Origin of the sequence: Halobacteriovorax sp. RT-2-6 (genome assembly GCF_047085025.1) — a bacterium.
Lineage (GTDB): Bacteria > Bdellovibrionota > Bacteriovoracia > Bacteriovoracales > Bacteriovoracaceae > Halobacteriovorax_A.
The window spans coordinates 265,856-281,180 of record NZ_JBKIYH010000003.1; the positions used below are offsets into that span (position 1 = coordinate 265,856).

A 15,325-nucleotide genomic window follows, 5' to 3' on the forward strand; every position below is an offset into this window, starting at 1 on the left:
GTAAAAAGTACGCTTAACATTAATTAAAATAATTATTTGATATAATAATTTTAGATAGTTAGTTGTATTTATATACCAGAGGAAATGTGTCAAATAACACAACCGAAATGACAAAATATGAATTTGAAAAAGTAATGAGTAACACTCAAGAGCTTATTATTTTTTTAGAATCAAATCGTATTGATAATGAAGAGCAATCTTCAATTGATGTTTTTTATCTAGACTCACTCACAAAAATTTTATTTTTTCACTCCACTGGAAAAGTTCAAAAATTATTTTTAGAAATTAGTAGCCTCACTACTTACTTGATAAAAAGAAAAAAAATTAATCGCTTAAATGAATTAACAAAAATATTCACACACTTTGATATTACATATTCAAATGATTTATTATCGTACATTAAATTAATAAGTGGCCAAGAGTTAAAGGAAGATATCTCTAATATCATCACAACAATTACTGCTGTTAAAAACCCTGAAATATATTTTCAAATATCGGCCATTAGAAAAAGGTTAGTGAATGATATTAACTTAATAGATCCTTTGATGTTTATTGAATCCCTATTCAAGATCATTCCTCTATTTTTTGAGTCTGAAGAATTTCAAGATGTTTTATACAACTATGTTAAACGTTCAGACGATAATGATTTGATTAGAGCGATTAATCATTATTTGAAAGATTATACAGGTATAGAAGAATATACTAAGAATACGAAAGAGCACGTATTTAACAGGGATTATGTTGAGGCGTTGTATCTACCTCCAAATAGGAAAGATGAGTTGCTATCGTTAGTAGAATTAAGAGAAAAACTAATTGATGGCTGTGAGTCTAAAACTGAATATGTAAATACTCTATTTGAAATGGCTGCAGCTTATAAGCGACTTGGAAATGATGAACGAGCTTTCTTTATGGCAGTTATTGTTAATCGTTTAAGTCCAGGCTATAGGAATGTTGAGGTAATGTTAAAGAGATGAGATTTGTAAATAAATTTCTGATTATATTTACTCTTGTCTTTGGACTTCTCACGGTAGGAGCCTGGCGTTTTATACAGTCAAAATATGTATCAACATTACTAACAGAGTATATTAATAAAAATGTAATCATTGATTCAAATATGTCTCTTTCTTTCACTAGAGTTTCGGGTGGATTTTTCCCTCCTCGAACTATTTTAGAGGATGTTAATTTCAAAGTAAGAGATGAACTTGAAGTACAGGTAAAGGATGTTTCAGCAGCATTTTCTCTTTTAAGTCTTTTCTCATCAAATATAAGATTTAACTCTGTTGAATTTAGTGATGGTTATGTTGTTCTAGAGAAATTAGAAAAGAGTGAAGATGATAATTCTCAAGTAAGTATTTTTAATACTCTTTCCAATATTACTAACCAATTACCTTTTAAAATTAACAAGATTGAAATTAAAAACTCTGATTTTTATATTGCTGAAAATAAATTAAATATACCGATCAAGTACCTAGCACTTAGTCCATTTGAGTATAGCTATGACATCCTTCTTGATATTGAAAATGTTAAGTGGGAAGGTGCTGTAGTCGATAATCTTTATCTTGACGCTGAAATTGTTGAAAACAATATTCGTGTCAGAAATGGATATATATTCATTAAAGATTCTAAAATTAGCGGATCAGGAAAATATGAATTTAGCAGTAAGAAAGTTCATTCCGATATCGATTACAAAATAAACTTTGATAGTTTTGAGGACATAAAAAGAAAATACAATATAAATATTGATGGCGTAATAGAAGGGAAATCGACTATCACAGGTGCTGTTGATAAGAAGGATATATACGTTAGTGGTTTTACTAATGGTAGTAATATACATTCTGATTATGTAAATCTTGACTCTTTTAAAACGAAACACTCTTTTCATAATAACAAGTTAACGATTAGAAATTTCACTGGTGAAGTGAATAGTGGAAAAGTTAAAGTAGCTGATGAATTAGTGTTAAATTTTAATTCTGATAAAGTTATAGATAATGATGTCGTTGTTGAAACAACTAATCTTCATCTCAATGATATTTTATATTTTCTAGGCGAGGATTTTGTTCTTTTAAAGGGCCGAGCTAATGGAAAGGTTTTATTGAGAATGAATAATTCTGGTGAAGTCTTAGTCGATACCTTTAAGAATAGCCCTATCTCAATCACTAACTTAGCTTTAAGACCAAGTACTGATAACATTATAAATTTTTCTAACATTAGCCTAGAGAACTTAAATATAGTAGCAGGAAGTGATTTTAATATAAGTGTTAATGCTAAAACTAATAATTCATTGTTAATGGGGAAAGGTTCAGTAATAGGTAATCTTGTTGACTTTGATATTAAAGCAAAGAACTTCTCGATATCAGATCTTGGTGGTGAAATTGCTGGGGTTGCAAAAGGACATGGCGACTTTGATATTACAATAAAGGGAACTGATAATGTTGTAATTGATGTGAACTCATCAGATGTTGAGTATGTTGATGTTTTTGGTTTCTTGCTTGAGAAGAAATCCAAAGCAAATCTTAAGTATTCAATTAACGAAAATATCATTTATGTTGATAGTTTAAATAATACAACAAATGGACAGTCTAATATTTATGGTGTTGTAAATTTAGAAAAAGAAAATGTCGATTTAAATATTAAAATGAAGAGTGTTGACCTAAGTCTTCTACATAGAAATATTAAACCTATATGGGAAGATGTTAAGGTATATACCACACCACTTGAAGGTGTTTTTAATGCTGATGTAAATCTATCTGGAAATTTTTCAGATTTAGTAACTAAGTTGAAAATAGATTCAGATAAAGTAAGTGCCTATAAAGAGCCTATTGATAATATATCTTTAGAACTAATTGTCTCGAATAGGGAAGTCGAAGTAAAAGATGCAATAATAAAGAAGAATCGTTCAAGTGCATCCGCTGACTTTGTTTACAATTTCAAAAATGGATTCGAAAAAATTTCATTTATCACGACTCCAATTAAATTAGGTGATTTATATCGATATCGTGATCTTGGCCTTGGGTATAATGGTTATTTCTCTGCAAGTATTGATGCAAAAAGAAATGGTGTTTTAAAAGGAAAAGGTAACGCATATTTAACGGAAACTAAGATCGGAAACCAAGAAGTTGGAGCTTCTGAGTTAGAATTTGAATTCATTGATAAGATCATTAATTTTAATACTAATATTCTTAATCAAGGAATACATATTGATGGTGAGCTAGATTTTAGTAAATCACAACCTAAAGTTATTTTGAATTATGCAGTTGATATGCCTGATATTAAACCATCTCTTGCATTTATTTCTGAGCACAATTCTTTTAACAACGAGCTTAATGGTTTTGTACAAATGAGCGGTCAACTGTCTTATGACTTCAATCCTGATAAACCCGTCAGCTCTATCATGAATTTAACTCAGTTTCATATAAGTAATTATGGAAGATCCTTAACTTTAAGAAGGCCAACTTCAATAGAGATAGAACAATCTGAAATTAAACAATTAGGTCTCTCTCTCAGTGGATCCGGAGGATACTATCAATTGTCAGGAAGTGGTAATGTCGATACTAACTTTCAATTAGTTCAAGAGTTAGATATTAATCTAAGTTATCTAACATTACTTACTAGTGAGATTGAAAGGATATTAGGATCAATCAAAGGAAAGGGGATTATTGTTGGTAATCGAAAAAAATATGACCTATCACATTCTCTTAGCACTTCTAATTTTGGATTAAAGCTTAAAAGTGTTCCGTTAGAAATATCAAATGCTAATGGAGTTGGTGCATACCGTGATCAAAAAATCCTAATAAATAATTTAAGTGGCGAAATTGGTTCAGGAGATTTTAATCTTTCTGGTTACATTAAGGCTAATTTTCCGTTTCCTGAAGTATATATAACTTCAAATTATACAAATGTAGGTTATCAAGTTGAATCTCGATCTATCGTTAATACAGATGGAAACTTAACTCTGAGTGGAAGAGGTTTTCCTTATTTAATTAAAGGAAGTGTATTTGTTAATGGTGGACTTATTGAAAACGAATTTAATGATTTTAAATCTTCCTCTGAATTCAATAAAAGTTTAAGTAAGTATATCACTCAAAATCAAAGAGGAATTCCAGATCTTATTAATCTCGATATTGATTTAAGTGTAAAGGAAACTGTCCGTTTAAGAAACCGCTTAGCTGATTTACTAATTGCGGGAGACTTACATATTGATGGCCAGTTCACAAACCCGGCTATGCAAGGTCAACTTATCATTGTTCCAGGTCTTAGTAAGTTTAAATTTAGAGGAAATGATTTTATTCTTTCTGAAGGAGTTGTGTACTTTACTAAAGAAGAGAATATGGATCCAATTACATTAAACCTTTTAGCGAATTCAACAATTGGTCAGTATGACATTGAAATGGGAATAACTGGTTCAGTAGATGATATCTCTATTAATCTAGAATCAACCCCTTCTCTTTCAAGAGATAATATCTTCTCATTATTAACTTTAGGTGTAACTTCAGACTTCTCACAGAACTTAGAAGATAGTCAAAGAACAAACTTAACAACAATTGGGATTGGAACCTTTTTAGTTGATCAACTTAATATCAACGAAGGTTTAGATGCTGCACTCGGGTTGAAATTGAGTGTATTACCTGAATTTACTGAAAGTTCGGATAGTCCTATTGAAGAAGCTACAAAATCTGAGCAATCAGTTAAAACTGCTACTAAACTACAGATAACGAAAAAAGTGAATGACAATATTAATTTAAAGTTTTCCAATACTTTTGATAGTGAAAGTAATAAGCAATCAATTAATGTTGATTACAGCATAAGTGACAAACTTTCGATTGAAGGAATTTTTGAAAGTGAAGATGATACAAACAATAAAGAAGGGACAGATGGCTCTGTAGGAGCCGATATAAAATACAAATGGTCATTCTAAGATTGATAGCCACATTCTTTCTTCTAATCACTCCAGTTTTTGGAGCCGAATCAATTAATATCAAAAATGTTGATATTGATTGTACTGGACGTGAGGAGTGTTTATATATTATCGAAAGCTTCAAAAAGTATGAAGGCAAAGATTTAACTCGTGAGGAGTTAAATAGAGTGATTCAATTTGAACTAGCAAAGCCATACTATAAAACATTCTTTTATGAAGTTAAAAAAGGGCGACTTAATATTGTTGTAGAGACTAAGCCTCGAATTTTATCAGTATATGTTAAGGGAACAGACTCTGTTCTTAATCGTCGTATAAAAAATGATTTTAATTTGAAAGAGGGTGACTATTATGATGAGACAACTGCACAAGAGGGACTTAAGGCAATCGGTAAGGAATACTTTAAAAAAGGTTCTAAAGTAGGCACCATTACTAAAGAGTTAAATCAAGAAGGGGTGAAGCTTACTTTAAATCTTTTGAAGAATGAAATTAGAAGATTAGAAGAAATTAGGCTTAATGGTTTATTTGGCGTGAAGCTTAAAGAGTCAGAAAAGTTCTGGCATCGTATAAGAGGTACTTCTCTAGATTTTACTAATTATAAAAAAATGCTGCAGGAGTATCGTACCCTGCTTATTAGGGATGGCTTTTGGTTATCGCGTGTAAAAGAAGAACTTAAAGTTTTGAACAATGGGAATTATGAGTTAATTTTTAATATCGAACTTGGTTCTAGATTTGGTGTTAATTTTCATAATAATTACCGACTCAATCATAATGATCTACTTTCTCATGTTAAGAAGTATATACAAAACAATAAGGGAAGATTTGATGATATTTCTCTCAATCGACATATTGTAAATTTCTATCGTGAAAATGGTTACTATTATGCAAAGTCTAAACTTACGGAAGCGAAGGGATTTGATTTAAATGGAAATAATATTTTAAATCTATACTTCACGATTAATGAAGGTCGAAAGGTTACAGTTTCACAAGTAAACTTTAACGGAAATCACTATAAAGACAATAAACGACTAAGAAATATTTATTATAAAACAGACTCTGACTTACTCAAAGCAGACTATCTTCATGAAAGAGGACTAGAAAATGCTTCTGAAAAAATAAAAGAGTTATACGTTAAAGATGGATATATTTTTGTAAATATAGAAAAACCTAAAGTTGACTTTATAGATGGTGGCGATGCTGCAGTAGTATCTTTTTCAATCTCGGAAGGTGCACAGTATATTTTAAGTAAGATAAATATCGAGGGCATTGAGGATGAAGAGGCTAAATATTTTATAGAAGATGTTTTAAAAAATAAAATAGGTAAGCCATTCAACGTTGTACATATAGATGAAGATTTGAAAAATGCGCTAATCTCTCTAAAGACAAGAGGTTATTATTTTAGTTCTTATAGTGAAAAGCGACCTAAGAAAATTGTAAATGTTAACTCAGCAACTAATGAAATTGAACTTAATCTCAAGTTTGGCCTAGGTGTAAAAACTTACTTAGGGAATGTCATTGTAACAGGTAATTCAGCAACTAAGGACGTCGTAATTAGAAGAGAGCTTCCTCTTGTTCGTGGTGATCTCGTTACACCAAAGGCGATGAATGATTTTATTGCACGATTAAGAGAGTTAGGCTTATTTTCGAACGTAAATATCTCTTCATTTGTTGGAGAGGAAATTTCTCCTACTGAAAAGTATTTGAACTTTGTTATCAAAGTTACTGAAAAGGATTTTGGGCTTGCTGAAATTGCCCCAGGTTTTCGTACTGATCTTGGTCTAAAGTTTTCTTCAACTATTTCGTATAACAACTTTAATGGAATGAACCGTTCTTTTATCTTCAAGGCGCAGACTAACTGGAGAACTGACTTTTCATATCTTGATGACCGTAGAAAACAGGATTCTAGAAAGCTTTTAGAAGGGCTAGTACAGTTTCAATATGTAGAGCCTTATTTATTTTACGATCTATTTAATTCGAAGGTAACTTTTAAGGCCACTGCACGATATGAAAGGAAAAGATATTCTGACTTTGACGCTGATATTATTAGTTTTTCACCTCAACTTATAAAGACATTCTCTGATGTCTTATCGATGAGTCTTACATATGAATTTGATAATATCAGGCAATTTGATGCAACGGATGCTATTGATGAAGATAAGTATATTATTGGTGCAATTAGACCTGAGCTGACTTTAGATTTTAGAGACAATAAAACACTTCCAAAGAAGGGCTCATGGTTTAACTTTTCTTGGGAATTTGCTAATCCTTATTTAGGTTCTCAAGAAAGTGAAGATTTAACGATTGATTACCATAAGGCAGTTGTTAGAAATTTTAACTATATACCTATGGGTGATATTACTTTAGCGACTTCAATAGCACTTGGATATGAACATAACTTTTCTAGTGACATCGTTAAAGATAGTAGCGGTAATGTAATTATTGATTCAGATGGAAAACCAATGACTACAGGCTACATCCCTCCATTAAAGGTATTTCGTTTAATTGGACGTGATTATTTGCGTGGGTATAGCGATCTAGAGAGTGGAAGACTTAATGACGGTAGTTATATTAATGACACAACAGTTAGAGGTGAGGCATATTTTGTAAACTTCAGACTGGAGCCAAGATATTATATTGGTGACTATTCTGCTATTGCTGTATTTTTTGATGCAGGGCGAGTATTTGTTGATAAAATTGATAATTTTGACTTACTGAAATCTGTTGGTATGAGCTTCAAGTTTTTTACACCAATTGGCTCTCTAGATTTTGACTACGGAGTGAAATTAGATCGCATCGGGGGCGACTCTTTTGGCCGTTTTCACATCACAATTGGCCAATTCTAATAAAAAACGTATTTTCAGTGCCTTATGGCCGAAGAAAATATTACGCATGGCCAAAAAAATAACAATTTCCCATTGTTTTATTGGGACAAATTGTTTAATATCTGCCGAAACCCGTTACCCCACAAACAACGGAATTATGGGCCTTTAGGTCCTTAAGTGTTGTAAACAAATCATTTTATTCTGATGATGCGTTTACGTTTTATTGATTTTTAACATTATTAAAGTGGAAGGTTACTATGTACACTGAGAAATCATTTGTGTTGAAGCCAGCAGACGCTGACAAAAAATGGCACTTAATTGATGCTACTGATATGGTAGTTGGACGTTTAGCAACTGAAATCGCTAATGTATTAAGAGGGAAGAACTCACCAAAGTACACTCCTCATACAGATTCTGGTGATTTTGTTGTTGTTATTAACGCAGAAAAAGTTAGATTTACTGGGAATAAGTGGAACGATAAAGTTTACTACAGACACACAGGGTATGCTGGTGGACTTAAAGAAAGAACTGCTAAAGAACAATTAGAAAGAAAGCCAGAAGCGATTCTTATGAGCGCTGTTAAAGGTATGCTTCCTAAGAATTCTCTAGGTAGAAAACAATTAACAAAACTTAAGGTTTTTGCTGGATCTGAGCATGCACATGAAGCTCAAAAACCAGTAGAATACAAATTCTAGTAAGAGGTTATTATTATGGCTAAAGGAAAAACTTGGGATTCACAGGCAGTTGGTAGAAGAAAATCTTCAGTTGCTAGAGTTTACATGGCTGCAGGGACTGGTAAAGTTGTTGTTAATAATAGAGATATCAAAGAGTACTTCACAAAAGGTACAGATAGATACGTTGTTAACCAACCTCTAAACCTACTTAAGCTTGCAGACAAATATGATCTAAAAATCAACGTAACTGGTGGTGGAACTACTGGTCAAGCGGGTGCTGTTCGTCTTGGTGTTGCAAGAGCAATTCTTAAGATTGATGCTGCACTTAGAGGCGAGCTTAAATCAGCTGGATTCCTTACAAGAGATCCAAGAAAAGTTGAAAGACAAAAAGCTGGTCAGAAAGGTGCAAGAGCAAAGTACCAATTCTCGAAGCGTTAAGATTTATCTTACAATATTTTCGAATATATGCGGGGCCCACTTTTGTGGGCCTTGTTTATTCATGGGCCTACCAAAAACTTTTCTTCTATGCTATAAATCCTTATGGCAAAATCCATTCAGCTTAAAGGCGTAAGAACTAATAATTTAAAAAATATTGATGTTGAATTTCCAATTAATAAGATCACTTGTGTTTCAGGTGTATCCGGTTCAGGAAAGTCATCTTTAGTTTTTAATACATTAGCAAATGAGTCTAAGAGAAGATTTTTAAATTCACTTCCTTCTTCAATGAATTTTTTTGAAAGAGTTCCAACAAGTGCAGAAGTCGATAGTATTTCACCAGTTCTTCCTGTTTGGAGTTTGGCACAAAATAATCCAATAGTTGGTTCGCGATTAAATATGGCCGACCAGTTAGAGATTAGTTATGAATTGGCCCAATTATATTTTGAGCCTTTTTCCACAAAATGCTTGATTCATGGTGATGAGTTTGTTGATGGTCTTTCACAAGTTGAGACTGAAATTAATGAATCCGTGAGTGATGACTGTAAAGTCATTCATGTTCTTATTGGTAAAGACCATTATCTTGAGAATATTAATGGTATGCCTGCTAGAAGTTTTGATTCTAAAACTTCAACTATTCGAGAATTTGATAAAGAAGACTCTCAATGGGAAATTTTTAGAATTAAACCGAAGAGTATGAATCAATTTCGTAAAAAGTGGACTGAGCTTATAAAAAATAATGCTGTATCTCAGTTAAGTGTTTTTCTTGCAGGTCAAGATTTGTTAAAACACTTCAATTTAAACACTAGCGCTTATTGCCCTAAATGTTCGCAAGAAGAATTGAGAAGTGCACGTCAGATTAGTGACTTGCTTCCTTACAATGGTGTTGGTGCTTGCTCTGAGTGTAAGGGTTATGGATCGACACTAAGTTATGACATTAATAAAATTGTTAAATATCCAAAGAAAAAAATATCAGATGGTGCAATAACTTTCTTAGAATACTCAAAATATAATGATCATTATAAATATTTTGTAGCAGAAATTAAAAAAGTAGGCATCTCTCCTGACAGTCGTTTTTGCGATGTTAAAGAGGAGATCGAAGATATTTTAATGAAAGGAAGTGGACGCTTTTATGGTGTTTTAAACTTTCTTTATGGCCTTGAAGAAAAAAGATACAAGCGTTCTGCTAGAATCTTTTTGAGATCACTTCAGAGTGAAAAGTGTTGTCACTTATGTGAAGGTAGAAGGGTTTCCCCAAGTGCACTTCATCACCGTGGAAATTTACAGAATATAAATTCATATGGAGAATGTTTATCTCTCACTATTGAAGAGCTATATGAAAATATATTCGTGGATAAGAATGAGACGATCGTAAAAAAAATATTGGCCAAGTTAGAAATTGCAATAGAATTAGGTCTAGGGCAATTCCCTTTGATGACAAAACTTAAATCACTAGAAACTAGTGAATATCAAAAATCACTTCTAGTACGCTATTTAAGTTTTCAAGGTAGTGGTTCATTGTTTGTACTTGATGAGCCTAGTCTTGGAATGAATTCTGAAGAGCAGAAAGTTTTACTGAAGTTTCTAAAAAAACTATCTTCAAATAATACTGTAGTAATGGTTGAACATAGTAGAGTCTTACAACAAGGAAGTGACCATAATATTGTTATTGGACCTGGAGCAGGCCATTTAGGTGGTGAAGTTGTTGCTCATAAACTTCCGAAACTAGAAACAGTTAAAAAGAAAGTTTCTAAAAAATCTCTATCTGATGAGGAGATTATCTTTAAAAATATTGAGTTTGAAGGCTTTAGATATAATGAGATCAAATTTCAAGTCGGTACAATTAATCAAGTGAAAACTCAGATGGATTCATTTGATAAGAGACTTGTTATTAATGCACTCTTTAATGAGTTAAATGAAGATATCTTTAATGAAAAATATGACTTTGAAACTTCTTATGAAATAGATGGTTTAAGTTATCCTGAGGGGATTGAAAATATCTTTATTTATGAAACAAGGATTGAAAAATCAACAAGTCGCTCTACTGTTGGAACGGCTCTCGATTTAAGTGGTCATGTCAGAAACTATTTTTCAAAGCTACCTGTCTCTAAATCACTTGGACTAGAAAAAGGTCACTTTTCTAAAAATAGTAAATTAGGACAATGTGCTGTTTGTGAAGGAAAGGGTATTCAAGAAATAGATATGCAATTTCTTGAAGATGTAACATTCGATTGTGATGAGTGTGGTGGAACTGGTTTAAAAAAATTCTACGCAACTATCACTGATGGAAAATATACAATTATTGATGCATGTAAAACTCCTATATCAACTTTGTTTGAGTCAATTCCAACGACGCCGAAAATTAAGAGAACAATTGAATATTTAAAGTTATTAAATCTCGATTACCTAACTCTTGATCGTATCATTCCGTCGCTATCTGGTGGAGAGCGCTTGCGTGTAAAACTTCTTAAGGCCATTGATAAGAAGGTAAAGAATTCTGTTATTGTTCTAACGAATATCTCTTATGGATTATCAATTAATGAACTGAATTCAATCTGTGAATTACTTGAGGGGTTAACAAGACAGGGGAATACGCTAATTTTACTCGATAACCATGAAATTTTTAGTAATTTCAATACGATAGAGCTTGATTAAAATGCTAAAGTATTAAGAGTATTATCCGATAAGAACAGTATGTTAAAGTTCTTGTTGTGCACTATTTCTTTTCTTTTTTCTGTGAATGTTTCGGCACAAGAGTTATTCCAAATTCCGTTGAGTAAGCAACTCTCAGAATCAAATGCGATTATTATGGGAATTTATCAGGGAAGTTTCCCTAAAAAGTTAAGCAACGGCTCCGTTGTTACGAATGTCTCGTTTAAATTAGAAAAATCTGTAGGTTTAGGAAGTCGACAATTGATGAATAAGAATTCCTTCAGCTTTGTCTACGATGGTGGGACTTGGCAGGGGATTGAGTATCCTAATAAATTACGACCTCGTTTCGTTGAAGGTCGCCGTTATATCGTACTCTTGAGAAAAGGCGAATATGACTTTTATCCTCTAAATGAAAGACTTGGTGTCTATAATGTAATTGGACGAAGTGGTGAAGAAGCAGTCATCTCTCAAGCATTTCCTGATAACCCAAAGTTTGGTTCAAATTCATTCAGTACATTTAATCTGTGGATCAGCAGTATTTATGGCGAAGGATTAAAAGGGATTGGAACTGATAAGGATATTTTTCATAAGAAAAAGGGTGGAAGAAAAATAGCTTCACTCAACGACTCTTCAGAATCAAACGAATATAAAATTCACATCTATTGGTTAGCACTTCTTTTTGGATTACTTGGTGCGGCACAGTTAAGAAAATCAAAAGTCTAATTATCTAAATTTACTATTCATTTTTGACGCGCAATTTAGTAAAATTTAACTAATTATCCCATGGAAGGTAAATATGAATCTATTAAAAGTACTTTTGTTAATCACAGTTTTTTCACTGGGTCACAAGGCCTATTCACAAGATTTATTAAACGAAAGAATTCGCAAAATTCCGGATAAGAAGAGATCAATCTTTTTTAACAAAGGAATCTTTCATTCGACAAATAGTAATACCAATTCTGTCTTGAAATCAATTCGTCATGGAAATGGTAGCTCAAGAGGATTTGAAAGATTGGTATTCGACTTTGAAACAAATGAAGCTCCAAGAGTTTATGGATATAAGTCAGAAAAAGAGAATAAGATCTATGTAGATTTTTTTAAAACAAAACTTAATAAGAAAGTTGGTTCATTTGGAACTTCTAAACTTGTGAAGAAAGTTGATTTTTATCCTGTAGGAGACGATACACTCTCTGCAGAACTTGTTATCGATGGAAAACATTCAATTGATGTTTTTACATTAAAAAATCCAGGTCGATTAGTAATCGATATTAAAAAGTAGGTGTGATTTATTATGAATGAATACGAAGAGTACAACGTGCAAATTAAAGACTCAGCAGGGGATGAAAAATTTCCTGAAGATGTTGTAATCATACCTATTATGAATAGCCCGATTTTTCCGGGAATGATTGCACCAATTATTTTAACTGAAGACAAGTTTACTGCTGAATTAGATGAGTATCTAATCAAGAGTGGTTACCTTGCACTTAACTTGGTTAAAAATGATCTTAAGAATGAAGAAGGAGAGATTGATCCTACGATTCAAGAAGATCTTGATTCAAGAGAAATAACTTCAAAAGATATCTATAAAGTAGGTGTTCTTTGTAAAGTTGTAAAAAGACTAAAGCTGCCAGATGGGTCAGTTAACGTTTTAGTTCACGGTATTAAGAGATATCGTGCATCTAATATCTATGAACAATCACCATTACTACGTGCAAAGTATGAAGTATTTGATGATATTTTAGAGGAAGATGAAGAACTAGATGCATACACTCGTTCTATCATTAATCAGGTTAAAAAGCTTAGTGAAGTAAACGCATACTTCAACGAAGAGATGAAGCTTGCAATGATTAACTCTTCTTCTCCTGGTGCACTTGCTGACTTAGTTGCCTTTGCATTATCACTTGATATTCCAGAAGCTCAAGACTTTTTAGAAACTCTTGTTGTTAAAAAGCGTTTTGGAAAACTACTTGTTTATCTAAAGCGTGAAAAAGATGTTGCAGATATTCAAAAGAAAATCTCAGACGAAGTTAACGATAAAGTAAATAAGTATCAGAGAGAATACTTCTTACGTGAACAGCTTAAAGTAATTAAATCTGAGCTTGGGCTTGAAGAAGATGATAAGGCTCGTGATATTAGCAAGCTTAAAGAGAGAGTTCTTGAAGCAAAGCTTCCTGAAGAAGTTCTTCAGTCTGTAAATGAAGAGTTAGAGAGATTAGAAGTAATTCCAGACTCTTCTCCTGAGTATAACGTAACACGTACATACCTAAATTGGATTGTAGACCTTCCTTGGTCTAAGTCTACTGATGATTATGTAGATATGGATAAGGCGCAAAAGATTCTTGAAAAAGAACACTATGGCCTTGAAAAAGCAAAAGAAAGAATCATGGAGTTCTTAGCTGTTCGTAAGCTTAAGCCACAATTTGATGGAACAATTCTATGTCTTGCAGGTCCTCCAGGTGTTGGTAAGACATCTATGGGGAAATCTATTGCTGAATCTCTAGGACGTAAGTTCTATCGTTTCTCTCTTGGTGGTATGAGAGATGAAGCAGAGATTAAAGGACATAGAAGAACTTATGTTGGAGCGATGCCAGGTCGTTTAATTCAAGCAATGAAACGTGTTGAGGTTAATAACCCAGTAATCATGCTTGATGAGATTGATAAACTTGGACAATCTTTTCAGGGTGATCCAGCTTCAGCATTATTAGAAGTTTTAGATCCAGAACAAAATCATACATTCATCGATCATTATCTAGATGTTCCTTTTGATTTATCAAAAGTACTTTTTATATCTACAGCAAACTACATTGGTGATATTCCAGAACCATTATTAGATCGTATGGAAATCATTGAACTTAGTGGTTATACGATGGAAGAGAAGCTTTCAATTGCCACTAAATGGGTAATTCCAAAGCAAATTAAAAAGCATGGTTTAGAAAAGAAAGACATAAGTCTATCAAAAGCTACTCTTAAGAAGCTTATTGAAGACTACGCTCGTGAGCCTGGTGTTCGTGTTATGGAGCAAATGATTGCTAAAATGTGTCGTCGTGCTGCACTTGAAAAAGTTAAGGCAAAGAGACATAAGGTATTCAATCCTAAACCTACGGAGCTAGAAGATATTCTAGGAACTGCTCGCTACCAAAGTGAAAAGGCCCTTAAGAAGCTTTGTCCTGGTATGACTACTGGTTTAGCTTGGACTGGTTATGGTGGAGATATTCTTTATATCGAAACTCTTTCATTGAATGGTAAAGGGTTTAAGTTAACTGGTCAGCTTGGTGATGTAATGAACGAGTCAGCTAACCTTGCTTATAGTTATGTAAAACAACTTCTTCAAAATGAAATGGATGAGTATTTCAAGATGAAACCAAAGAGAAAGGTTTCTGATGAAAATGAAGAAGATGAGATGGAAGACTTCCTTTCTGAAAGAGAAGTTCACCTTCACCTTCCAGCAGGTGCAACTCCTAAAGATGGTCCTTCAGCAGGTATTACAATGGCATTGGCCCTTTATTCTCTTGCACATAATGTGACAATTAAGAGTAATCTTGCAATGACTGGTGAGTTGTCACTTACAGGTAAGGTACTTCCAGTTGGTGGTATTAAAGAAAAAGTATTAGCAGCTAAGAGAGCTGGTATTACAAATATTATTCTACCAATAGATAATGAGAAGGATTTAAAAGAAGTTCCTGAAAGACATAGAAAGGGAATGAAGTTTTATCCGGTTGCGCATTTTGATGAAGTTCTAAAAATTGCGATTCCAAAATTTAAACCAAAGTTTAAGTAATAAAAAAGGCCCTCATGGAGGGCCTTTCTTATATGAAAAAATTTAAATTCAA

Annotated in this window: 9 protein-coding genes; all 9 read left to right on the forward strand. The window is 32.7% G+C overall.

Translation table 11 applies throughout. The features are described from left to right. Positions 1–86: 86 nt before the first annotated feature. Entirely contained in the window at positions 87–974 is an 888-nt protein-coding gene (locus ACMAYS_RS15160) for a hypothetical protein (RefSeq protein WP_412463559.1), read from the forward strand. Beyond that, a complete protein-coding gene (locus ACMAYS_RS15165) occupies positions 971–4,915 on the forward strand; it encodes a translocation/assembly module TamB domain-containing protein (RefSeq protein WP_412463560.1) in 3,945 nt (1,314 codons plus the stop codon). The genes ACMAYS_RS15160 and ACMAYS_RS15165 overlap by 4 nt, the downstream gene beginning before the upstream one ends. Beyond that, positions 4,903–7,755 carry an outer membrane protein assembly factor gene (locus ACMAYS_RS15170; protein WP_412463561.1) on the forward strand — a complete coding sequence of 951 codons (2,853 nt, stop codon included), beginning with the start codon at positions 4,903–4,905 and terminating at the stop codon, positions 7,753–7,755. Before ACMAYS_RS15165 ends, ACMAYS_RS15170 begins: the two co-directional genes overlap by 13 nt. 236 nt (positions 7,756–7,991) lie before the next feature. After that, positions 7,992–8,429: a 50S ribosomal protein L13 gene (rplM, locus tag ACMAYS_RS15175; protein ID WP_103218455.1), complete on the forward strand. Its 438-nt coding sequence runs from the start codon at positions 7,992–7,994 to the stop codon at positions 8,427–8,429. 15 nt (positions 8,430–8,444) lie between these two features. Further along, on the forward strand, positions 8,445–8,846 hold the full coding sequence (gene rpsI, locus ACMAYS_RS15180) for a 30S ribosomal protein S9 (protein ID WP_103218454.1): 402 nt from the start codon (positions 8,445–8,447) through the stop codon (positions 8,844–8,846). Positions 8,847–8,948: 102 nt separating this feature from the next. Further along, positions 8,949–11,498, forward strand: coding sequence for a hypothetical protein (locus tag ACMAYS_RS15185; RefSeq protein ID WP_103218453.1), 2,550 nt, complete (start codon positions 8,949–8,951; stop codon positions 11,496–11,498). Between the two features lie 117 nt (positions 11,499–11,615). Beyond that, positions 11,616–12,218, forward strand: coding sequence for a hypothetical protein (locus tag ACMAYS_RS15190; protein WP_392993765.1), 603 nt, complete (start codon positions 11,616–11,618; stop codon positions 12,216–12,218). Between the two features lie 73 nt (positions 12,219–12,291). Next, complete coding sequence (locus tag ACMAYS_RS15195) at positions 12,292–12,774, forward strand: hypothetical protein (protein WP_103218451.1); 483 nt, start codon at positions 12,292–12,294, stop codon at positions 12,772–12,774. A gap of 12 nt (positions 12,775–12,786) precedes the next feature. Continuing rightward, positions 12,787–15,273 (forward strand): endopeptidase La, encoded by a 2,487-nt coding sequence (gene lon / locus ACMAYS_RS15200; RefSeq protein ID WP_412463562.1) that lies wholly within the window; start codon positions 12,787–12,789, stop codon positions 15,271–15,273. Positions 15,274–15,325: the final 52 nt, after the last annotated feature.